This window comes from Pseudoalteromonas sp. SG43-8 (genome assembly GCF_014164245.1).
Classification (GTDB): Bacteria; Pseudomonadota; Gammaproteobacteria; order Enterobacterales; family Alteromonadaceae; genus Pseudoalteromonas; species Pseudoalteromonas distincta.
On the sequence record NZ_JACJEX010000001.1, the window covers coordinates 128,687 to 151,592 of the forward strand.

At 40.3% G+C, this 22,906-nt stretch carries 20 protein-coding genes and 10 tRNA genes; 9 read left to right on the forward strand and 21 right to left on the reverse strand.

Annotated features, from left to right (window positions below; translation table 11 throughout):
- Positions 1 to 34 precede the first annotated feature (34 nt).
- Genes lnt through miaB form a run of 5 tightly spaced genes read right to left on the reverse strand, consistent with a single transcriptional unit; the run spans position 35 to position 5,493 of the window.
- Entirely contained in the window at positions 35 to 1,585 is a 1,551-nt protein-coding gene (gene lnt / locus H5122_RS00610; protein ID WP_182682083.1) for an apolipoprotein N-acyltransferase, read from the reverse strand.
- Positions 1,566 to 2,450 carry a CNNM family magnesium/cobalt transport protein CorC gene (corC, locus tag H5122_RS00615; protein ID WP_182673865.1) on the reverse strand — a complete coding sequence of 295 codons (885 nt, stop codon included), beginning with the start codon at positions 2,448 to 2,450 and terminating at the stop codon, positions 1,566 to 1,568. Before corC ends, lnt begins: the two co-directional genes overlap by 20 nt.
- 22 nt (positions 2,451 to 2,472) lie before the next feature.
- Positions 2,473 to 2,931: an rRNA maturation RNase YbeY gene (gene ybeY / locus H5122_RS00620; RefSeq protein WP_024596412.1), complete on the reverse strand. Its 459-nt coding sequence runs from the start codon at positions 2,929 to 2,931 to the stop codon at positions 2,473 to 2,475.
- A gap of 4 nt (positions 2,932 to 2,935) precedes the next feature.
- Entirely contained in the window at positions 2,936 to 3,994 is a 1,059-nt protein-coding gene (locus H5122_RS00625) for a PhoH family protein (RefSeq protein WP_182682085.1), read from the reverse strand.
- Between the two features lie 50 nt (positions 3,995 to 4,044).
- Positions 4,045 to 5,493, reverse strand: coding sequence for a tRNA (N6-isopentenyl adenosine(37)-C2)-methylthiotransferase MiaB (miaB, locus tag H5122_RS00630; RefSeq protein ID WP_002958544.1), 1,449 nt, complete (start codon positions 5,491 to 5,493; stop codon positions 4,045 to 4,047).
- A gap of 256 nt (positions 5,494 to 5,749) precedes the next feature.
- On the opposite strand from miaB, the gene H5122_RS00635 reads away from it, so the two are divergent.
- Positions 5,750 to 6,919, forward strand: a complete 1,170-nt coding sequence (locus tag H5122_RS00635; protein WP_259395741.1) for an FAD-dependent monooxygenase — start codon at positions 5,750 to 5,752, stop codon at positions 6,917 to 6,919.
- A 154-nt stretch (positions 6,920 to 7,073) separates the two neighbouring features.
- A complete protein-coding gene (locus H5122_RS00640; protein WP_007585601.1) occupies positions 7,074 to 8,657 on the forward strand; it encodes a bifunctional diguanylate cyclase/phosphodiesterase in 1,584 nt (527 codons plus the stop codon).
- 41 nt (positions 8,658 to 8,698) lie between these two features.
- On the opposite strand, the gene H5122_RS00645 is transcribed toward H5122_RS00640, so the two are convergent.
- The 16 genes from H5122_RS00645 to lolB all read right to left on the reverse strand — a co-directional run bounded on the left by H5122_RS00645 (position 8,699) and on the right by lolB (position 15,377).
- A tRNA-Gln gene (locus H5122_RS00645) sits at positions 8,699 to 8,773 on the reverse strand.
- 39 nt (positions 8,774 to 8,812) lie between these two features.
- A tRNA-Leu gene (locus H5122_RS00650) sits at positions 8,813 to 8,897 on the reverse strand.
- A gap of 71 nt (positions 8,898 to 8,968) precedes the next feature.
- A tRNA-Gln gene (locus H5122_RS00655) sits at positions 8,969 to 9,043 on the reverse strand.
- A 39-nt stretch (positions 9,044 to 9,082) separates the two neighbouring features.
- Positions 9,083 to 9,167 (reverse strand) — tRNA-Leu (locus H5122_RS00660).
- 71 nt (positions 9,168 to 9,238) lie between these two features.
- Positions 9,239 to 9,313, reverse strand: a tRNA-Gln gene (locus H5122_RS00665).
- A 38-nt stretch (positions 9,314 to 9,351) separates the two neighbouring features.
- Positions 9,352 to 9,436, reverse strand: a tRNA-Leu gene (locus tag H5122_RS00670).
- A gap of 90 nt (positions 9,437 to 9,526) precedes the next feature.
- Positions 9,527 to 9,603, reverse strand: a tRNA-Met gene (locus H5122_RS00675).
- Positions 9,604 to 9,608: 5 nt separating this feature from the next.
- Positions 9,609 to 9,683, reverse strand: a tRNA-Gln gene (locus H5122_RS00680).
- Between the two features lie 39 nt (positions 9,684 to 9,722).
- Positions 9,723 to 9,807 (reverse strand) — tRNA-Leu (locus H5122_RS00685).
- A gap of 46 nt (positions 9,808 to 9,853) precedes the next feature.
- Positions 9,854 to 9,930 (reverse strand) — tRNA-Met (locus H5122_RS00690).
- A 453-nt stretch (positions 9,931 to 10,383) separates the two neighbouring features.
- Positions 10,384 to 11,475: a redox-regulated ATPase YchF gene (ychF, locus tag H5122_RS00695; protein WP_002958547.1), complete on the reverse strand. Its 1,092-nt coding sequence runs from the start codon at positions 11,473 to 11,475 to the stop codon at positions 10,384 to 10,386.
- Between the two features lie 53 nt (positions 11,476 to 11,528).
- Positions 11,529 to 12,113 carry an aminoacyl-tRNA hydrolase gene (pth, locus tag H5122_RS00700; RefSeq protein WP_002958548.1) on the reverse strand — a complete coding sequence of 195 codons (585 nt, stop codon included), beginning with the start codon at positions 12,111 to 12,113 and terminating at the stop codon, positions 11,529 to 11,531.
- A gap of 19 nt (positions 12,114 to 12,132) precedes the next feature.
- A complete protein-coding gene (locus tag H5122_RS00705; protein ID WP_002958549.1) occupies positions 12,133 to 12,744 on the reverse strand; it encodes a 50S ribosomal protein L25/general stress protein Ctc in 612 nt (203 codons plus the stop codon).
- A 149-nt stretch (positions 12,745 to 12,893) separates the two neighbouring features.
- Complete coding sequence (locus H5122_RS00710; RefSeq protein WP_002958550.1) at positions 12,894 to 13,841, reverse strand: ribose-phosphate pyrophosphokinase; 948 nt, start codon at positions 13,839 to 13,841, stop codon at positions 12,894 to 12,896.
- A gap of 88 nt (positions 13,842 to 13,929) precedes the next feature.
- Entirely contained in the window at positions 13,930 to 14,787 is an 858-nt protein-coding gene (ispE, locus tag H5122_RS00715) for a 4-(cytidine 5'-diphospho)-2-C-methyl-D-erythritol kinase (RefSeq protein WP_154903382.1), read from the reverse strand.
- Between the two features lie 2 nt (positions 14,788 to 14,789).
- Positions 14,790 to 15,377: a lipoprotein insertase outer membrane protein LolB gene (gene lolB / locus H5122_RS00720; RefSeq protein WP_033020640.1), complete on the reverse strand. Its 588-nt coding sequence runs from the start codon at positions 15,375 to 15,377 to the stop codon at positions 14,790 to 14,792.
- Positions 15,378 to 15,460: 83 nt separating this feature from the next.
- Here lolB and hemA point away from each other — a divergent pair, with 83 nt between their 5' ends.
- The 7 genes from hemA (at position 15,461) to H5122_RS00755 (ending at position 22,900) form a co-directional block, all read left to right on the forward strand.
- On the forward strand, positions 15,461 to 16,717 hold the full coding sequence (gene hemA, locus H5122_RS00725) for a glutamyl-tRNA reductase (RefSeq protein ID WP_024594740.1): 1,257 nt from the start codon (positions 15,461 to 15,463) through the stop codon (positions 16,715 to 16,717).
- A gap of 7 nt (positions 16,718 to 16,724) precedes the next feature.
- Complete coding sequence (gene prfA, locus H5122_RS00730; protein WP_002958554.1) at positions 16,725 to 17,810, forward strand: peptide chain release factor 1; 1,086 nt, start codon at positions 16,725 to 16,727, stop codon at positions 17,808 to 17,810.
- 2 nt (positions 17,811 to 17,812) lie between these two features.
- Positions 17,813 to 18,652 (forward strand): peptide chain release factor N(5)-glutamine methyltransferase, encoded by an 840-nt coding sequence (gene prmC, locus H5122_RS00735; protein WP_182682088.1) that lies wholly within the window; start codon positions 17,813 to 17,815, stop codon positions 18,650 to 18,652.
- Between the two features lie 54 nt (positions 18,653 to 18,706).
- Positions 18,707 to 20,251, forward strand: coding sequence for a response regulator (locus H5122_RS00740; protein ID WP_182673860.1), 1,545 nt, complete (start codon positions 18,707 to 18,709; stop codon positions 20,249 to 20,251).
- Between the two features lie 29 nt (positions 20,252 to 20,280).
- The gene (locus H5122_RS00745; RefSeq protein WP_024605422.1) at positions 20,281 to 20,655 is read left to right on the forward strand and encodes a SirB2 family protein; all 375 of its coding nucleotides are present in this window, start codon (positions 20,281 to 20,283) and stop codon (positions 20,653 to 20,655) included.
- A 149-nt stretch (positions 20,656 to 20,804) separates the two neighbouring features.
- On the forward strand, positions 20,805 to 21,632 hold the full coding sequence (locus H5122_RS00750; protein WP_002958558.1) for a tetratricopeptide repeat protein: 828 nt from the start codon (positions 20,805 to 20,807) through the stop codon (positions 21,630 to 21,632).
- A gap of 14 nt (positions 21,633 to 21,646) precedes the next feature.
- Entirely contained in the window at positions 21,647 to 22,900 is a 1,254-nt protein-coding gene (locus H5122_RS00755; protein WP_182673859.1) for a DUF819 domain-containing protein, read from the forward strand.
- Positions 22,901 to 22,906: the final 6 nt, after the last annotated feature.

A 22,906-nucleotide genomic window follows, 5' to 3' on the forward strand; every position in this document is an offset into this window, starting at 1 on the left:
AAATAGCTGTCCACCGACAGCTATTAATTTTAATTCACTTTCTCAACCTAACCCCAAACCCAACAACTCCCATCAACAACACAAATCCCCACACAAACACATTGCCGTATTGGCTGTACACGCTGTCGCCTTTTATGAGCTTAATGTTGGCTTTCAATGTTGTAGCTTCAAACTGAGGCATGGTTTGTTGAGTGTGGCTTATAGGGTCGTATACGGCGCTTACACCATTGTTAGTAACACGCACTAGAGGGCGCTGTAGTTCGAGCGCGCGCATACGGGCTATTTGCATGTGTTGCAAAGGTCCAATAGAGTCGCCAAACCAGGCATCGTTACTTACAGTAAAGAGTAGGTCGGAGTCGCTTTTGTAATTACCGCGTACTAAGTCGGCAAAAACAATTTCGTAGCAAATAGCAGGGAGTAAGTTATAGCCATTGGCGCGTAAGTTGTTTTGTACTTTGTCGCCACGGGTAAACGATGACATAGGCAAATCGAATAATGGGGCAATAGGGCGCAAAAAGTCTTGAAACGGTACAAATTCGCCAATAGGTAGTAGCTGGTGTTTTTGATAGCGGTTTTTATCAAGGTAATGGTAATGCCCATGCTCGTCGCCGCGCTCTTTATTACCGACAACAATTAAGGTGTTAAATATATTTTTGGTGTCTCGCTGGTAGTCAACAATACCGGTTACAAGGGCGGTTTTATTAAACGAGGCGGCACTGTCTAAATTGGCTAGGTAGGAATCGGCAAGCATTTCTATTTCAGGCACTGCGGCTTCTGGCCATACTATTAAGTCGGCATCCCAATGTGGACGTGTCATGTCTTGGTATTTGCTCATTGTGGTCCAAAACTCACTTGGCTCAAAGCGCAGGTGTTGCTGTATGTTGCCTTGTACGAGCAATACTGACATGTTTTTATCTGTGTAATGAATGCTGCCTGTGGTATTTGCACCTGTAAAAATAAGCGCAACAGCTGTCGCAGTAACCGCCGGGGTTTTAAAATCTTTTTGGGTAAGTCTATATAGTGCAAAGCCAATAGCGACACAGGTAAGAGTTAAGCCAAACTCGCCAATATAAGGGGCAAGCAGCCTGAGTGGTCCGTCGGTTTGTGTATAGCCAAAACTTAACCACGGGAAACCGGTAAGTACGGTGCCACGTAAATATTCACTAATTGCAAAGCAGGCAATTAGTAATGCGCCAAAGCTTTTAGGGCCACTAGCAAAGCGTGTAGTTGCCCAAAAGGCAAGGGCGGGGAATAGTGCTAAGTATGAGCACAAAAAAGCCATTAACGAGAGCGATGCTATAAGCGGCATACCGCCAAAGGTGGCAATAGAAACATGTACCCAGCTTATACCTGCACCAAACCAGCCTAGGCCAAATATAAAGCCATATTTAGCGGCGGTTTTTGCGTGTGCTTTACCGATATTATTAGGATTAACGCAAAAAATTATGGTACCAAGGCTAATAAATACAATGGGCCAAATTTCAAAGGGGGCGTAGCCAAAAGTTAAAACAAGGCCCGCAATAAGTGCGAGCCATGCTTTTTTATCTTTTGCTAACAGGGTGAGTTTAGTTAGCAGAGTCTTCACTGTCGTTTTCATCAACCTTAGGTACGGTGACTTGCAGTTGTAAGATACGACGATTGTCAGAGTTGGTTACCTTAAACTGATAACCTTCTATGTCTATTGTTTCACCGCGACTTGGCATATGGCCAAATGCATGTAATACAGTGCCGCCAATGGTGTCGGCTTCGTCGGTGCTGTAACCTGTTTTAAAGTACTCGTTAAAGTCATCTACAGGGGTAAGCGCTTGTACTACGTATACGTGCTTAGCAAGCTGTCGAATATCTTGTTGATCTTCTTCTTCGTCGTGCTCATCTTCGATTTCGCCAACGATTATTTCAAGAATGTCTTCGATTGTCACAAGGCCCGATACACCGCCGTATTCGTCAATAACAATAGCCATGTGGTAGCGTTGCTGACGAAATTCGTTTAGTAGGGTATCTACGCGTTTGCTTTCAGGTACTACCATTGCTGGGCGTAAGTAATCGCGTATTGATGGTAAATGCTCGTCTTTATTTAAGATCAGTGGCAGTAAATCTTTTGCGAGTAATATCCCTTCTACATGATCTTTATCTTCAATCACCACAGGAAAGCGTGAGTGAGTTGAGTCAACCATCATTGGAATTAGCTCTTCAAGCGGGCTGTCTATCTCAAGAGTGATCATTTGTGAGCGCGGAACCATTATGTCTCGCACTTTAAGCTCAGACACGCCAAGCACACCTTCTATCATCTCTTTTGTTTCAGGATCGATTACGTCTCGTTCTTGCGCATCGGCAATAACTTCGACCAGCTCTTCTCTATTCTGGGGTTCCCCTTGCAACATTTGGGCTATTCTGCCCAACCACGTTTTGCCAGAAGAACCCTGGCTAGATTGCGAGTTACCGTCGCTCATTGCGTCTAATTGCTCCGTTAATTTAAATATCGTCCCGGTATGGGTCTGCTATGTTTAGCTCTGCAAGTAATTGCTTTTCGATGCTTTCCATCTCTAAAGCGTCTTCACTCTTTATATGGTCAAATCCAAGCAAATGCAAGCATCCGTGAATAACCATGTGAGCAAAGTGGTCATGAAATGACTTCTCTTGCTCAATTGCTTCAGCTAATACAATGGCTGGGCAAATAATTAAATCACCAACCAAGGGAATATCTATGCCTGGTGGTGCTTCAAATTCGAACGACAGTACGTTGGTCGGTTTATTTTTACCGCGATAGTCGTTATTAAGTTGTTGCGATTGCGCTTCGTCGCTAATAACGATACTGAGTTCGGACTCATCACGGTATTGGCTAAGGGCTTTGTCGGCCCATAGTGCAAATTGTTCTTCGCTTGGGAGGTTGTCAAACTCACAGGCTATTTGTAAATCAAGTTCGGTTGTCAAAGTATTACTCTTTAGTAGTAGGCTGTTGAAGAGCAGCGAGTGCGTCTTTTGCATTTTGCTTTTCAATGCGCTTAAGTCGCTCGCTTTCGTCGTTACGCTCGTAGGCTTCTACTATGCGTGCTACAACAGGGTGACGAACTACGTCATGGGCTTTAAAGTAGTTAAAGCTAATTTCTTTTACACCATCAAGCACTTCAATTGCATGGCGAAGGCCTGAGCGTGTGCCACGAGGTAAATCGACCTGTGTAATATCGCCTGTAATAACCGCTTTTGAGTTAAACCCTATACGGGTTAAGAACATTTTCATTTGCTCGGCGGTGGTATTTTGGCTTTCATCTAAAATAATAAAGGCATCGTTTAGAGTACGTCCGCGCATGTAAGCAAGCGGTGCGACTTCGATGATATTTTTTTCGATAAGCTTTTCTACTTTTTCAAAACCTAGCATTTCAAAAAGAGCATCGTAAAGAGGGCGCAGGTATGGGTCTATTTTTTGACTTAAGTCGCCTGGTAAAAAACCAAGCTTTTCGCCTGCTTCTACAGCAGGGCGTGTTAGCAATATACGGCGTATTTCTTGGCGCTCAAGGGCGTCGACGGCGGCAGCAACTGCAAGGTAGGTTTTACCAGTACCTGCAGGGCCTATACCAAAGGTAATGTCGTGGTTTAAAATATTAGCCACATAAACACCTTGGTTGTCGTTACGTGGCTTAATAACACCACGGCGGGTTTTAATAACCATTTCTTTGCCATAAGCGCTGCTGGATGCATCTTGCTCTAAGGCTTTTGATTCGGTAATAGCTAAATGAACAGCGTCGGGTTCTATTTCGCCTAAAACACCACGAACTGGCTGAGTATCAACATAAAGGTTTTTTAAGATTTCTACAGCGCCGGCGCAGTTGTGTAGTTTACCGGTTACTTTAAAAAAGTTGTCACGGTGAATTATTTCAACAGCCAGGTGGCGTTCAATTTGTTTGATGTTTTCGTCAAACGGGCCACATAAAGAAGAAAGGCGTTTGTTATCGGCAGGTTCTAAATAAATCTCTAATGTTTTTAACTGATTACTCAAAATTGCTTCCTATAGTACTGCGCCAGCGTTAACTGGCGCTAATTGTGTGACTAAGGAACGAAAGTAGCTACGCCAATTTCGTTAACAGTGTCTGGTTTTGGCTCTGCAGCTGCAGCTTTAGTTAAAATAGCTGAAGGAGCGACTTCACGTCGTAAGTTCATTTCTGATTCTGTACGAATTAAGTCACCACGTAAAGAGTTAGGTAGTGCTTCGGTAATACGTACATCAACAAACTGTCCGATCACTGTGTGCGGGCCAACAAAGTTTACTACACGGTTGTTTTCGGTACGGCCACGTAATTCCATAGGGTTCTTCTTAGAAGGACCTTCAACAAGTATACGTTGCTCTGTATCGAACATTTGACGACTAATTTGCTGCGCCATTTGTGTAATACGGTTTTGTAGTAAGTATAAGCGCTCTTTTTTCTCTTGCTCTGTTACGTCATCTGGCAAATCTGCCGCTGGCGTACCTGGGCGTGCGCTGTAAATAAAGCTAAAGCTCATATCAAAACCAATGTCGCTAATAAGCTTCATGGTTGCTTCAAAGTCTTCTTTGCTTTCGCCTGGGAAACCAATAATGAAATCTGACGACATACTTAAGTTAGGACGAATTTTACGTAACTTACGAATTGTCGATTTGTATTCAATTGCCGTATGGCCACGTTTCATTAGGTTTAATATACGGTCTGAACCACTTTGTACTGGTAAATGTAAGTGATCTACAAGCTCTGGTACATCGGCGTAAACGTCGATTATATCTGGGGTAAATTCTACCGGGTGCGATGTGGTGTAACGAATACGGTCAATACCATCAATAGCTGCAATAAGACGAATTAAATCAGAGAAGTAACAAATTTCGCCATCGTGCGTATCGCCGCGGTATGCGTTTACGTTTTGACCTAAAAGATTTACTTCACGTACGCCTTGCTCTGCAAGTTGTGCAACTTCAAGTAGTACGTCATCTACTGGGCGACTAACTTCTTCACCGCGAGTATAAGGTACAACACAAAAAGTACAGTACTTAGAACAGCCTTCCATAATTGATACGAAAGCAGATGGGCCATCTGCTTTTGGCTCTGGCAGGCGGTCAAATTTTTCAATCTCTGGGAATGAAATATCAACAACCGATGAGCCTTTGTCGCCTTGCACTTGTTTAATCATTTCTGGTAAACGGTGTAGCGTTTGCGGACCAAAAATAACATCTACAAATGGTGCACGTTGGCGAATAGAGTCACCTTCTTGTGAGGCAACACAACCACCTACACCAATGATTAAATCTGGCTTGTCGTCTTTTAATAACTTCCAGCGACCTAATTGGTGAAATACTTTTTCTTGTGCTTTTTCACGAATTGAACAGGTGTTAAGTAAGATTACGTCGGCATCTGTTGCATCTTCAGTTAGCTGGTAGCCGTTGGTGGCATCTAAAAGTTCAGCCATTTTCTGAGAGTCGTATTCGTTCATCTGACAACCCCAGGTTTTAATATGCAGCTTTTTGCTCATTGAAATATAGCCTCGTGTTCAATTCGATAGTGGCACAAAAATGTGCTTGAAACAGGATTAAGGAGCAAGCATGCTCACTTAAAGGAGGCGTATTTTAGCTGGATACCCGTCCAGATCCAAGTATAGTTTTCATGTTTGTGATCTCAAATCAATACGAGGCGAGTTTAATCAGCGGTTAGGGATATCCTCTGGTATAAAACAAATTAATTTTGATACAATTAAAACAGACTCAAGTAATAATAAAATGATGAAAAACATGACTAAAAATAATGTGATAGTAGTTGGTGGTGGCATGGTTGGCGCGGCTATGGCGATAAAGCTTGCTCAACAGGGCTTTGGCGTACGCATAATCGAAAAACACCTAATAGACCCATCACAGATTCTTAGTAGTGATAAGGTTGATATTAGAGTGTCGGCTATTAATCGTTTTTCAGAAAATTTACTTGATGAATTAGGAGCAATGCCGCTTTTAAGGCAAAACCGCATAGCGCCTTATCAGCAATTAGAGGCATTTGAGCGCGGTGGTGATAATTTATTGTTTGACTGCGCCGATATAAACACCACGCATTTAGGCCACTTAATTGAAAATAGTTTAATTCAAGCAAGTTTATGGCAGCAATTTGATCATTATAAAATTGAGGTTATTGAGCAAGCCACACCTATTACTAAAATAGAGCAAACGGATGATTTAATTACGCTTGTGTATGGAGCTCAAACCTATACCGCTGATTTAGTGATTGCAGCCGATGGCGGACAATCGCAGCTGCGTGCTAAAGCTAATATAGGAATTACCGGCTGGCAGTATCAGCAACATTGCATGGGGGTATTAATTAAACTCGATGCGCCGCAACAAATAAAAACATGGCAGCAGTTTACGCCAAGTGGGCCACTCGCATTTTTGCCAATGCAGGCACCATACGCTAATTTAATTTGGTACGACGATGCAAATACACTGCAAGCATTTAAAGGACTAAACCCAGCTGAGCTAAAAATGCACATACTTAATAAATTTCCTGAACTTGCTGGAGACTTTGAAGTACAAACTCATGCAATATTTCCGCTTACTCGCCAACACGCTAACAACTATTCACAAGGGCGCTTGGTTTTAGTCGGTGACGCTGCACATGCAATAAATCCGCTTGCAGGGCAGGGGGTAAATTTAGGTTTCCAGGATGTAGTGGCACTTGCTGAGGTTTTAGACAATGCAGGGGATATAGGTTGCCCACTAAAACTTAAAGAATACGAGCGAGCTCGCCGTAAGGCTAATTTATTAATGATGAGCATGATGGATGCTTGTTACTTTGGCTTTTCTAACCAAGTCGCGCCACTTAAATGGGCACGTAGCCAGTTTTTAAAAATGGCTAATAATACGGGGCCGATAAAAAACTGGGTTTTAAAATACGCAATTAGTGGTGATTTAGGCTAAATTTAAAGTAGATATTAGAAAGGCTCATTTATGAGCCTTTTTTTATGTCTGTTTTTAAGTCAGCAAATAGTGACTCGGCTATATTGAACACGGTTTTAATTTAACTGGTGTTACATCACTAAATCGCAATTTAATAACTTTAAAGAGCCTGTGTGTGGATAATTTTTTTACAGTAATAATTATTTTAGGTGCGCTACTACTTGTTGCTAGCTTAAAAACAACCGTTAAAGTTTGCAAAAAAACATCGCAAAGAGCATGGAGTGTACTGCTATGCGCTATTATTTTTTTTATTATAGGGTATTGGTGGATACTTTATTATTTTTCAAACCACGACATTGCACCCGTCGTTATGAATATGGTGGCTATGTTGTTACTTGGCGGTGGTGGGTTTGTTTTTTTAGTTATTAAACTGAGCTTAAAAAGTATTCTTAAAATAGAGCAAGCAACGCAGTATCAAAAATATCAAACTGAGCACGATAACTTAACAACTCTACCTAATCGCGATAAATTTTTTAAATCTTTAAGTAAACAAGTTGAATATCCTTCCCCATTTTCACTATTTTATATCGACTTAAATAACTTTAAACAAATTAATGATGCGTTTGGGCATCAGTGTGGTGACCAACTTTTGGCTGCATTTGCCAATAAATTAAATAAAGAATTATGCGGCATTGCTAAGTTATATCGAATAGGTGGCGATGAGTTTGCTTTTTTATTGCATACCGATACAGATGAAAGCATGAATTATTGTGTAAACATTATAAACTCAGCCGTCAAAAGTCCGTTTTGTACGAATGAGCAAATGGTTAAAATACAATTAAGTATAGGCGTAAGCCGTTTTCCTGATGATAGCCGATTGCCCGATCAGCTATTAAAAAAAGCTGACTTGGCACTGCATGAAGCTAAAAAAACATTTCAACCTTTGGTAAATTACTCATCTGCAATAGGTAAACGAGCTGAGGACTTTTTTGATTTATCAGCCAAAATTAAAGTGGCATTACATAAAGATGAGTTTGAGCTTTATTTACAACCCATAATGGACTCTAAAGATCTGCAATTACATGGCCTAGAAGCGCTTATCCGATGGCCGCAAGATGATGGTAGCTTTATTAGTCCAGAAAAGTTTATAACCGTAGCTGAGCGTACAGGGCTTATTTTTCCTTTATCGAAATGGGTTGTACAAGAAGCCGTTAATCATATTAGAAAGCTCAAGCTATTTGGTTTCACCGGTACTATACATGTCAACTTATCGACTAAAGATATTGAAAGCAGCGAGTTTTACGATTTTATAATTAGTTTACTCGCAACCGACCCTACATTAAGCGACTCGTTAATTTTTGAAATTACAGAAGGTGCAATGATGACAAATATACCGGCTGCTAGAAAAATGATGCAACAGTTGAGTATGCGCGGGTTTAAATTTAGTGTTGATGACTTTGGTACTGGCTTTTCGTCACTGTCATTATTAAGAGAGCTGCCAATCAATCAAATAAAAATTGATCAGTCGTTTGTCAAAGATATGCTTACTAACTCGCCTGATTACGCCATTGTAGAATCTACATTGTTTTTAGCGAGTCGATTAAATTGCGATGTAGTTGCTGAAGGAATAGAAACTAAAGAGGTAGAACAGGCGTTGTTGAGTCTTAACTGTGATTATTTACAAGGGTATTTATATAGCAAACCAATAAATATAGATGAATTTATAAATGTTTATTTAAGTGCAGAAAAAGTAAGTTGAATTTAATGAGTATTGAGAAGTTTTAGACAGGGGAGTCAAATTGGCTGGGATACCAGGATTTGAACCTGGGAATGCCAGGATCAAAACCTGGTGCCTTACCGCTTGGCGATATCCCAACTATAAATTTGAATTAGTTTTAGTTCTTAATAAGAACATGGTGCGGAAGGAGAGACTTGAACTCTCACAACCTAAGTTACTGGAACCTAAATCCAGCGCGTCTACCAATTCCGCCACTCCCGCATCACTAAGTTGCTAATTTAAACTCTAAGCTAGAGCAATTCTTTTATCCAAATTTCCTTGGTAGAAGAAGTTGGCTGGGATACCAGGATTTGAACCTGGGAATGCCAGGATCAAAACCTGGTGCCTTACCGCTTGGCGATATCCCAACAAAGAATTCTTTTATAATTTTAGTTCTTATCAGAACATGGTGCGGAAAGAGAGACTTGAACTCTCACAACCGAAGTTACTGGAACCTAAATCCAGCGCGTCTACCAATTCCGCCACTCCCGCATCAACAATTTGCCAATTTAAACTCTAAGCTAGAGCAATTCTTTTATCCAACTTTCCTTGGTAGAAGAAGTTGGCTGGGATACCAGGATTTGAACCTGGGAATGCCAGGATCAAAACCTGGTGCCTTACCGCTTGGCGATATCCCAACAAAGAATTAATGATAATTTTATTTCTTATCAAGAAATGGTGCGGAAAGAGAGACTTGAACTCTCACAACCGAAGTTACTGGAACCTAAATCCAGCGCGTCTACCAATTCCGCCACTCCCGCATCGTTTGTACAATAAAGTACAGGTAGTTATTTTAAACTCTTCATTGAGCTGCAATTTAACTCTTGCAGAGCCATTTCTAAAAGAAGAAATGGTGGCTAAGACGGGATTTGAACCTGTGACCCCATCATTATGAGTGATGTGCTCTAACCAGCTGAGCTACTTAGCCATTGTTGGCTGGGATACCAGGATTTGAACCTGGGAATGCCAGGATCAAAACCTGGTGCCTTACCGCTTGGCGATATCCCAACAATAACAATTGATAGTTTTAATTCTTATCAAGAATTATGGTGCGGAAGGAGAGACTTGAACTCTCACATCCTAAGATACTGGAACCTAAATCCAGCGCGTCTACCAATTCCGCCACTCCCGCACACAAGGTAGTTATTTTAAACTCTTCATTGAGCAACAAAAAAATATGGTGGCTAAGACGGGATTTGAACCTGTGACCCCATCATTATGAGTGATGTGCTCTAACCAGCTGAGCTACTTAGCCATCTTTTTTGTTAGCACTTCATCGCTGAGTGCGGGGCGTATTATGCTGATATGACCCAAATTCGTCAACACCTTTTTTGCAAAAAAACACTTAACTGTGTTTGTTTGCAGGAAAATTAAGCTAAGCGGCTAAATTTTAATAAAAATGATGATTTTTTGAGTGCAATTCACATACAAAATTTGTCGCTAAATAAAAAAAGCAAAAACCAATAGTTTGAAGCTGTTTGATTATTCGACAAATTATTACGCTCTGGTTAAATCTTAACATTAATTTGTTTAAGAGGTACTTATTATTGAGGTTTGATCTTCTGCGCAGTGTGTTTTTTAAATTAAACGTAGGCATTTAGGTTGGGGCTATATCAATTTTATAAGTTTATAACGTTGGAGGTACAAAAAAGGCTCGTAAAAACGAGCCTTTAAAATTATTACCAATACTAATTTGGTTTCATTTAACTTATACGTTGAACAAGAAGTTCATTACATCGCCGTCTTTAACAATGTACTCTTTACCTTCTTGACGCATCTTACCTGCTTCTTTTGCGCCACTTTCACCTTTAAAGGCAACAAAGTCGTCAAAAGCAATCGTTTGCGCACGAATAAAGCCACGCTCGAAGTCGGTATGGATTTTACCCGCTGCTTGTGGCGCTGTTGCACCTACAGGGATTGTCCATGCACGCACTTCTTTAACACCCGCAGTGAAATAAGTTTGTAATTGTAGTAATTCATAACCACCACGAATAACAAGATTAAGGCCGGGCTCTTCTAAGCCAAGATCAGCCATAAACTCAAGCTTGTCTTCGTCATCTAATTCTGAAAGCTCAGATTCGATAGCAGCACATACAGGAACAACAATCGCATCTTCAGCTGCAGCAATAGCGCGTACACGGTCAAGGTATGGATTATTTTCAAAACCATCTTCAGCAACGTTTGCAATATACATAGTTGGTTTAATAGTTAAGAAGTTGATAGAGCTGATTGCTGCTTTTTCTTCTTTAGTTAATGCTAAAGCGCGTAAAGTTAAGCCTTCATCAAGATGCACTTTTACTTTTTCAAGTACGGCATTTTGCTCTTTGGCGTCTTTATCACCACCTTTTGCTTTTTTTGCGTTACGGAAAAGGGCTTTTTCAGCGCTATCCATATCAGCAAGTACTAACTCAGTGTTGATTACGTCAATATCGTCAGCAGGGTCAATAGTGCCTGCTACGTGAATGATGTTTTCATCTTCAAAACAGCGAACTACGTGGCCAATTGCATCGGTTTCACGAATGTTAGCTAAAAACTGGTTACCAAGGCCTTCACCTTTAGATGCGCCTTTTACCAAGCCAGCAATATCTACAAATTCCATACTAGTGGTAAGAACTCGTTGAGGATTAACAATTTTAGCAAGTTCGTCTAGACGAGGATCTGGCACAGGCACCACACCTGTATTAGGCTCAATGGTACAAAAAGGAAAGTTAGCGGCTTCAATACCCGCTTTAGTTAGTGCATTGAAAAGCGTTGATTTACCTACGTTAGGCAAGCCAACGATGCCACATTTAAAACCCATAGTAAGATACCTTGTTTAGAATTCGTTTAAACGGTGTACTTGGACCCAAGTTACTAGGGTTTAAACGAATGTAGTCTGTTTTGTGCTTTTAACACACCATCTTTTGCAAGTATTTCCATGCAACGAACTGCTTCATCAACAGCAGCATCCATCTTTTCTTGGTCTTCTTTGGCCGCTTTTCCAAGCACCCAACCAGTTACCATTTCACGATGCCCCGGATGACCTACACCAATGCGCAAGCGCATAAAGTCTTTTTGATTTGCCATTTTTGCAATAATGTCTTTTAAACCATTATGACCGCCATGCCCGCCACCTTTTTTTAATTTGGCAACGCCTGGGTCTAAATCCAATTCGTCATGGGCAACTAAAATGTCCTCGACAGGGATTTTGAAAAAATTAGCTAAACTACTGACCGCTTTACCACTTAAATTCATGTAAGTAGTGGGGATCAATAATTTGAATTCTTGGCCTTGAATGATCACTTTGCCTGTAAGGCCGTGATATTTAGGATCGTGTTTTAGAGTGCAGTTATAGCGTGCAGCGATTTGCTCGATGAACCAAGCACCTGCATTGTGGCGTGTGTTTGCGTATTCGGGGCCTGGATTAGCCAGGCCCACAAGCATTTGAATAGAATTCAAGGTTGCGAGACCTTAAATATTATTCTGCTGCTGCAGCGTCGTCTTCAACTGGAGCTGCTTTGTTTGCTTTGATAGTCAGGATAGACTGATCATGGCCTTCGCCTTTAGCTAAATCTACAGAGCTAACGCCTTTAGGGAAAGTTAGGTCAGAGATATGAACTGAATCGCCAACAACAAACTTAGAAACATCTACTTCAATGAATTCTGGAAGTGCTTTTGGAAGACACGTAATTTCAACTTCAGTTAACTGGTGAACAACAGTTGCGCCAGCTTTAGTTACAATCTCTTCACCGATGAAGTGTAGAGGAACTTTAGTTTGAAATTTATGAGTAGCATCTACACGTTGGAAATCAAGGTGAGTAAGCTTAGGCTTGAATGGGTGACGTTGGATATCTTTTAAGATTACTTCAACAGCTTCGCCATCAACGTTAAGCGTAAGGATATGCGTGTAGAAACCTTCGTCTTCTTGAGCTTTGATCATATCTTTATGAGCAAAAGTAAGAGATAAAGCTTCTTTATCAGCTCCGTAAAGGATTGCAGGAACTTTGTCTTCGCGACGTAGGCGGCGGCTCGCACCAGTACCAGTTTCTACGCGAAGTTCAGCGTTATACGTATAAGTTTTGTTAGACATGATGTCTCCAGTTATTTAAATGTGTAGGGCCTTTGCGACCAAGGTCCCTAGCCAAAAGGCGCGCTATCATACCACCACGCCCAGATAAAATAAACATCGCTTACAAAAAAAGCGCCAAAAGGCGCTTTTATATTCAGGAATGTTTAATTTTAGTGTTCAAACATCGCTGAGATAGATTCTTCGTTACTAATACGACGAATAGTCTCTGCTAACATGTCAGCAAGCGTAAGTACCTTAACTTTATCAAGGGCTTTAAGCTCATCAGATAGCGGGATTGAGTCAGTTACAATCACTTCATCAATCATTGAGTCACGTAAGTTTTCGGCTGCTTTACCTGAAAGGATAGGGTGCGTTGCGTATGCAAATACACGCTTAGCGCCATGTTCTTTAAGTGCTTCAGCGGCTTTACACAATGTACCACCGGTATCAATCATATCATCTACGATAATACAATCACGACCTTCAACGTCACCAATAATGTGCATTACTTGAGAAACATTTGCTTGAGGGCGACGTTTATCAATGATTGCTAAATCGGTATCGTTTAGTAGTTTTGCAATTGCACGGGCACGTACAACACCACCGATATCTGGAGATACAACAACGACGTCTTCAAAGTCGCGTTCTTTCATATCTTCAAGTAATACAGGGCTACCAAATACGTTATCTACAGGTACATCAAAGAAGCCTTGAATTTGTTCTGCGTGTAAATCAACCGTAAGAACACGGTCAACACCTACACTTGATAAGAAATCGGCAACAACTTTAGCGGTAATTGGAACACGAGCAGAGCGTACACGACGGTCTTGGCGCGCATAACCAAAATAAGGAATGACGGCAGTAATACGACCTGCAGATGCACGACGTAGAGCATCAACCATAACGATAAGTTCCATTAGGTTATCGTTTGTAGGGGCACAGGTTGATTGCAAGATAAAAACGTCCGAGCCACGAACATTTTCATTTATTTGAACACTGATCTCACCGTCGCTAAAACGGCCAACAACAGCATCGCCTAATTCAATATATAAACGTTTTGCAACTTTTTGAGCTAACTCAGGTGTTGCGTTACCAGCGAAGAGCTTCATGTCAGGCACGGTAGGGTTCCTCAGGCACTGAATATTTGGACTAACGAGCAATGATAAATATCACTGCGGGTTAACTTATGATTACTTGTACGTTACTTCATTGATCGAATATGGCGGTTAACTCCGTATGAGCAGGTGAGACATTTGCGCTTGAAGCCACAAAACCCTGCCAAGTATGGGGGAGATTTTCAAGTACATCTTGTGCTTGAACTTGACTAGCAAATTCGACAAAACAACATGAACCTGTTCCGGTCATCTTCGACGGTGCGTATTTTAGCAACCACTGGAGGGTTTTTTCAACCTCGGGGCAAAGCTTTTTAACTAATGGCTCACAATCGTTGGTTAAAGTATGGTGTTTCCAGTCGCCTATTATTTTTGGTGTGTCGCGTTTTAAATCTGGATGTGTAAATATTTTTGCGGTACTTACATGTTGGTTAGGGTGTACAACGCAGTACCATTTTTGTTCAAGTGTTACGTGGTGTAGTTTTTCACCAATACCGTGCGCTATGGCGCTTTGACCTTGTATGAACACCGGAACATCTGCCCCTAACTTGAGCCCCAATTGTGCTAGTGTTTCTAAATTTAGTGCCAATTTCCATAACTTATTTAGGGCTAATAAAGTACTCGCTGCGTCAGATGAACCTCCTCCTACACCGCCCCCCATCGGCAAGCGCTTAATTAAATTTATTTTTACACCCAAAGAGGTTTTACAGTGTGTTTGTAATAATAAAGCCGCTTTATAGATGAGATTATCATTTAGAGGGATGTCTTTAGTATCACCACCGACAGAAATACTCCCATCTGTTGTTAACTCAAAATGCAGCTCATCACCAAAATTTAAAAAAGTAAATAAGGTTTCAAGTTCATGATAGCCATCTTCTCGGCGAGCATTAATATGTAAAAATAAATTGAGTTTTGCCGGAGCAATAAGTGAAAAAGAGGTTTTGTTATTCATACTTATTTAAACTGCCAATCGTATAGTTGAATTTTAATTTTTATTTGTTGGTGCTTTAACGTCAGTTTAGTAGGTAACCAGTAACCTGCGTTTTGTACATAAGTGCCATAATCTATTTGCCATTTTTTGCCTGTATTATCAAACCACAATACTTGCTTTGCACGCCCAAGCTCATCAACAATTAAACTTTCATCGTCAATAGTGCCTTTAAGCCAGTTATCGGCATTATCAACCGGTAGTGTAAAACCCGTTAATCGTTTTAAAAGCTCTGCAGCGTTAGTATCAAAGTATTGTTCACCGTCAAACTCTAATTCAGCACCGTTAGCTGTTTGTTTAAGCGACAAAATACGAGTACCAATAAAAGTAGTCAGTATTAAATTATTGGAATTTGTTGTTTGCTGCCAATTTAAGTTTGCAGATTGACGCTCTTCTGGGCTAATAAATGCAAGTTTACCTTCTACTTGCCAAGTTTTTTGAGCAGCTAAACGTGGTTTCCAATCATCATAAAGTGTTGTTTTTGTATCAATTTGATGAGCACAGCCACCTAAAAACAAAAAAAACATGAATAAAATCAAATATTGTCGAATCAAATGTTGTTCCTTACTTTCCATATTCCGCTGATTTTTGGTAAAATTACCGCCTTTGAAGTAGGGCTCAGCAATATTTGGCAAATATGACCATAATAGCACTAGGTATAAATCACAAAACCGCATCCGTAGAATTACGTGAAAAAGTGGCTTTTTCGCCTGAGCAAATTTCAGAGGCGTTGCAACAATTAAGTGGCCATGCCGACTTTAATGAAGCGGTTATTGTGTCTACCTGCAATCGAACCGAGATCTATTGTAGCCTCGCTCAGCAAAATTCCCAAACACTGTTGAGCTGGCTTGCCAGTTTCCATGGTTTGGATGAACATGAACTGAGCAAAAACACTTATTGCTACGAAGATAACGATGCTATTAATCACTTAATGCGCGTGGCGTGTGGGTTGGATTCTTTGGTGTTGGGCGAACCGCAAATTCTGGGGCAAATAAAGCAATCGTTTTTTAGTGCTAAAAACCACGATGCAGTAGGTGTTACGTTTGATAGGTTGTTTCAAAAAACATTTTCAGTAGCGAAACAAGTTAGAACTGAAACCGATATTGGCGCAAGTGCGGTATCGGTAGCGTTTGCTGCAGTTAACTTGGCAAAGCATATTTATGGCAAGCTTGATAAGACCAATGTGTTATTAATTGGCGCAGGTGAAACCATTGAATTGGTTGCTAAACATTTATACCAAAATGAGCCTCAAAATATCACTGTTGCAAATAGAACTATTGAGCGAGCTCGTAACTTAGCTGACGAAGTGTCGGCAGATGTGATTGCTTTGGCGCAATTGCCTGAGCGTTTGCATAAAGCCGATATAGTGATTAGTTCTACAGCCAGCACTTTGCCTATTATTGGTAAAGGGGTGGTTGAGCAGGCGCTAAAGCAGCGACGTCACAAACCTATGCTATTTATAGATATAGCGGTTCCACGTGATATAGAAAGCCAAGTTGGGGAGCTAGATGCTGCCTATTTATATTCCGTTGATGACTTACAAACCATTGTAAGCGAGAATATGGCAGCGCGCGAGCAAGCTGCACAGCAAGCGCAAATAATTATTACTGAACGCACCAAAGAATTTGCAATGTGGATGCGTTCACTCGATTCGGTAGATTTAATCCGCCATTATCGAAACGATGTACAAACAATTAAGTCTGAACTTGTAGAGCGTGCTGTTAGTCAGCTCAATACAGGTAAAGATGCAGAAAAAATTATATTAGAGCTCGCCAATAAATTAACCAATCGCTTAATGCACGCGCCTACCCGTGCAATACAAGATGCAGCGAAAAAAGGTGAAGTGGCGCAGCTAAACCAGTTGAAAAAAATGTTAGGTATTGATCAGGAATAACCGTTAAATGAAAGAGTCTGTTTATAATAAATTAGAAACCTTAGTAGAGCGTTACGAAGAAGTACAAGCGCTGCTAAGCGACCCGTCGGTCATTAGTGATCAAAACCGTTTTCGTGCGCTTTCAAAAGAGTATTCTGAGCTTGAAGAGATTGTAAAAACGTTTTTAAACTATAAAGAAACGCAAGACGATTTAGCCAGTGCAGAAGAAATGCTTAAAGATTCTGACCCTGAAATGCGTGAAATGGCGCAAGAAGAATATAAAGAAGCAAAAGCACAAATACTAGTGATTGAAGATCAAATTCAAGTATTAATGTTGCCAAAAGATCCGCGAGATAACAACAACGTGTTTGTTGAAGTACGAGCAGGGACGGGCGGCGATGAAGCGGCTATTTTTGCTGGTGACTTATTTCGTATGTACAGCCGCTACGCAGAAAATAAAAAATGGAAAGTAGAAGTTGTAAGCACCAATGAAGGTGAGCATGGCGGTTACAAAGAAGTTATTGCAAATATCAGTGGCGAAGGCGTTTACGGTCAATTAAAGTTTGAATCAGGCGTACATCGCGTACAACGTGTACCAGAGACTGAATCACAAGGTCGTGTTCATACCTCAGCGTGTACTGTTGCGGTTATGGCAGAAGTACCAGAAGCTGAAGCGATACAAATTAATACAGCAGATTTAAAAGTTGATACATTTCGTGCATCAGGCGCAGGTGGTCAGCATGTAAATAAAACTGATTCTGCTATTCGACTTACACATATACCTACCGGTGTTGTGGTGGAGTGTCAGGATCAGCGTTCGCAACATAAAAACCGCGCTAAAGCGATGTCAGTACTTGCAGCTCGACTGCAACAAGCTGAAGATGAAAAACGCCATGCGGCAGAAGCCTCTGAACGTCGTGACTTGGTAGGTAGTGGCGATCGTTCTGAGCGTATTCGTACTTATAACTACCCGCAAGGTCGTATTACAGATCACCGTATTAACTTAACACTTTATCGTTTAAACGAAGTGGTAGCCGGTGATTTAAGTGCGATTATTGACCCATTAATGCAAGAGCATCAAGCTGACTTACTTGCGGCCATGGGCGACGAGTAATTGTGGCTCACACTCTTGAACAAGCAATTGCTGCAGGTGCTGACTTATTAGCATCTAGCAGCGAAAGTGCTAAATTAGATGCACAAGTTTTACTTCTTCATATACTTAAAAAGCCTCGCAGTTACCTTTTTACTTGGCCAGAACATGCGCTTAGTGATGAGCAACAATCGCAGTTTAATGTATTTATCCAAAGACGTTTAAAAGGTGAGCCCGTAGCCCATATAACTGGGCTGCGTGAATTTTGGAGCTTATCGCTTGAAGTTAACGCAACGACCCTAATACCTCGACCAGATACTGAAACATTAGTCGAGCAAGCACTTGAAATAGCGCTATCCGCTACAGCAAAGGTGCTTGATTTAGGCACAGGTACTGGTGCAATAGCGTTGGCACTGGGTAGTGAAATGCCTAGTTGGCAAATTACTGCAGTAGATAGAGTAAGCGATGCAGTTGCACTTGCTACACGTAACCAGCAGCGATTAGCGATTAATAATGTACATGTTAAACAGAGTAACTGGTTTAGTGAGTTGCATGGCGAAAAATTCAATTTAATTGTCACTAACCCTCCTTATATAGAAAGTAGCGATATACATTTAAATCAGGGTGATGTGCGCTTTGAGCCTTTATCGGCATTAGTGGCTGATGATTGCGGAATGTCTGATATTAAACAAATAATTACACAATCACGTGACTATTTGTCATCTAATGGCTATCTTTTAATAGAACACGGTTTTGAGCAAAGTGAAGCTGTACGTCATTTCTTTGAAAAAATGGCGTTTGTTAATATTAAAACAGTGAAAGACCTTGGTAACAATGACCGTGTAACACTTGCACTGTGGCCCTAGAGAATAATAATTGCCTACTAGTGCGTTAAATAATGCCATGAAGGAATTTCGACTATGATGGGTGATTTTTTATTTTCAGATGAACCAGAAGAAACAATCGATGAGATTGAACACGGTACCTGGAAAGTATTAATCGTTGATGATGAACCTGAAGTACATGCTGTTACAAAACTAGCACTGAGTGATTTTGAGTTTCAAAATAAACGCTTAGAGTTTATTAGTGCCTACTCAGGTGCTGAAGCGAAAGAGCTCATAAAAGAGCATCCAGATGCCGCTATTGTGCTACTTGACGTGGTAATGGAAACCGACGACGCTGGTTTGCAGGTTGCTAAGTTTATTCGTGAAGAAGCTAAAAATAATCATATACGGATTATTTTAAGAACAGGCCAACCTGGCCAGGCACCTGAACGTCAAGTCATTATTAATTATGATATTAACGATTACAAATCGAAAACGGAGCTAACGGCTCAAAAATTATTTACTGTTATTATGTCGAGCCTACGCTCGTATCGGGATATTATTTCGATTGAGCAGTCACGCGAAGGGCTTGAGAAAATAATTATAGCGTCTCGTGATATTTTTTCTGCGCATTCAATAGAGCACTTTATTGAAGGCGTTATGCAGCAATTAACATCTTTATTGGGTATTGCTGATCAAGCTATGTATGCAACCACTTTAGTTGCACAAAACCCAGAACATGAAAAAAATAAAAAACTAATAGTTTGCTCTGGCACTGGCGATTTTGAAAAAAGTGAAGGTAAAGAGCTTGATAAGGTATTACAAGCTGAGCAGTTAAGTGCGTGTCATCAGGCGCTTAATGATAAAAGCATCATTTATAAAGATAATTACTTATTTGCGTACTGCAGTAGTGAGTACAATCATAATTCAATGCTGTTCATATCTGGTGTCCCAAAGGATTTAACGGATACTCAGCGTCATTTAATCAAAATATTTTCTCAAAATGTGCAACTTGCCTTTGAAAATGTGCAGCTTCAGTCTGAAATAGAAGCGACACAACAAGAGCTTGTTTATAGGTTAAGTGAAGCAGTAGAGCAGCGCTCAACCGAGACAGGTAATCATGTTAAACGTGTAGCACATATTTGTCATATTTTAGCTGAGGGCTATGGTTTATCTAAACATGATGCAGATTTAGTAAGGTTGGCGTCTCCTCTTCATGATGTAGGTAAAGTGGGTATTCCTGATGCGATTTTAAACAAACCAGCAAAGTTAGAACCTCAAGAATGGGAAGTGATGAAAACCCATACTGATAAAGGCTATACTATTTTAAAAGACTCTCCCCATGAAATTGTGAGTACAGGTGCAATTATTGCAAAAGAGCATCATGAAAAATGGGATGGGTCTGGTTACCCACAAGGTCTAAGCGGAAACGCAATTAATGTATTTGGTCGCATAGTCGCACTTGCTGATGTATACGATGCACTTCGCCATAAACGGTGTTATAAAGAGCCTTGGACATTACAAAATGTGGTTGATGAAATTAATGCTGAAAAAGGCACACATTTTGAACCAAAAATGGTTGAAGTATTTAACGAAAAGCTTGATGAGTTAGAGGCGGTTCTTAGCCGTTTTCCTGATTAAATTTTTATAAAACAGAAGTACAGGGGCATATGGATTATTTAGCAGTAAAGCACTCGCACATGGCAATTGCGATGTTAAGTGTAATATTATTTTATGTTCGCGCTTTTTCGCGAATGGGCAGTGGTAAATTAGCAAAAAATAAAGCGGTAATGATTGGTAGTCACAGTATAGATACTTTATTGTTAGTGTCTGCACTTACGCTTATATTTATGGCTAAAATTAATCCGTTTGAACAATATTGGCTATTAGAAAAAATAGTTTTAGTGGTTATATACATTGGTATTGGGGCTAAAAGCGCCCGACAAACTAAAATGGCGGCTAAAGTTGCTTACGTTTTAGTTAACACTGCTGTTATTTTAGCGATAGGTTATTTAGCGACGTCTAAATCAGCTTTTTTGCTTTAAGTAATATCTGACTATTTGAGCTTTATAGGTGTTTTGTAAAGCTCAAATACAACTCCCTCTCAGAAAATATTCAAATACACCTCTATATTGGTATATAGCTTTAAAGTTAGGTAAACTACGCCTTCGTTTTCTAAAATGTTGCAGTATTAATGACTACCCTCGGGTTTGACGAACACGATGAATCTTATCTTGATGATGCTTACGATGAATTTACACCTCCAGCGATTTACCGCTGTATTAAAGCAGAGTCAAAGTGGGACCCTCAGATAGATTTAACACCATGTTATGAAACTTTAACTGACTTTGAACAGCAAATTTCAGCGCTGTGTTTAAAAGTGAGTGATGAGCACGATCGCCTCGAAAAATTATTAGATATGTTTTACAGTGATTGGCTATTTAGTGCATCAGGTTTAAAAGTGCCTGAATATAAATTAAATACATTAAGCTATACGCTTTCTATGCGCAGTGGTTCACCTACAACACTGGCAATTATACTTTGTCATTTTTTACAACAAGCTAACTGTGACGCGAACCTTAGTCTTACCCAAGGTGATGTTGGCGTACATGTGGCGATTAGTGATGAAGAAGGCTACATAATAGAGCCAAGCAGTGGACAACAAAGTTGGTATATTATCCCTGAAAACGCAGATGAAGATGATGGTCAAGAGCAAGAGCCACTAGAACTGATTTTTGATGACGAAGTATATAAGTTATTTTTAGCTCAGCAAAAATGGTCTTTCATTAGCGAAAATAAATTTGGTCATGCTTTAACCTGTGTAGAGATGCTAATGGAGTTAATAGGCGACGACCCGTATGAGAGACGCGACAGAGGTTACTTATTAAATCAGCTCGGTTGCCCTAAAATGGCACGTGATGATTTACAGTTTTTTGTAGATGAGTGTCCGGACGATCCTGCAATAGAGATTATTCAACACCAAATAGAAGAACTAGAAGATAATAATAAAACGCACCATTAAGAATAGGAATAATTATGGTTGAAACTCAAAGCGCATTAATTACAAATGATGCCGTTGTGCTTGGTTTGCTTGCTATTATTTTGGGGTTTATTTTTAAAACCTCAAACAGTGAGCGTCCAGCTTTAAAACGATTTTATAAATACGTACCTGCTTTATTACTGTGTTACTTTTTACCTTCGTTATTAAATACCTTTGGTATTGTAGATGGTAATAAATCTAATGTTTATTATGTGGCTTCGCGCTACTTACTACCTGCCTGTTTAATACTACTTACCATTAGTATTGATTTAAAAGCGATTATTAACTTAGGCCCTAAAGCACTTATTATGTTTTTAGTGGGTACTTTAGGCATTGTTATTGGTGGGCCATTAGCTATTTTAGTGGTGAGCGCATTTGACCCAAGTATTGTTGGTGGGCATGGACCAGATGCCGTATGGCGCGGTATGACAACTGTTGCAGGTAGCTGGATTGGCGGCGGCGCTAACCAAGCATCAATGAAAGAAATGTTTGAAGTTGGTGGTGATATATTCTCAGTAATGATTACAGTCGATGTAATTGTCGCTAATATTTGGATGGCTGTTTTATTGTTAATGGCAGCAAATCATAAAAAGATTGATGCAGCGACGGGTGCTGATACAAGCGCAATTGAAGATTTGAAAAAGCGTGTGGAAAAATATCATGCAGAACATGCACGCATTCCAACTCTTAATGATTACATGACGCTGATTGCAATTGCATTTGGTATAACTGGTTTAGCGCACTTTTGCGCTGACTTTTTAGGGCCATACTTTGGCACTACTTATGAATGGGCAAAAGAATACAGCTTAAACAGTAAATTCTTTTGGCTAATTGTTATATCAACAACGATTGGTATAGGCTTATCGTTTACTAAAGTGAGGCAAATAGAAGCGTTTGGCGCTTCAAAAGTAGCTTCTAGCTTTTTATATATTTTGGTTGCATCGATTGGTTTACACATGAATGTAACCGCTATTTTCAATAACCCTGGGCTATTTTTAGTGGGTGCAATTTGGATGTTAGTGCATGCAAGCATTATGTTAATTGTGGCTAAACTGATTAAAGCACCGTTATTTTATATGGCAGTGGGTTCTCAGGCTAATGTGGGCGGCGCAGCGTCAGCACCTGTTGTCGCATCAGCGTTTCATCCGTCACTAGCGCCTGTTGGTGTCTTGTTAGCTGTACTAGGCTACGGTGTGGGTACTTATATGGCTTATATTTGTGGATTAATGATGCAAGCAGTTGCACCTTAAGGAATT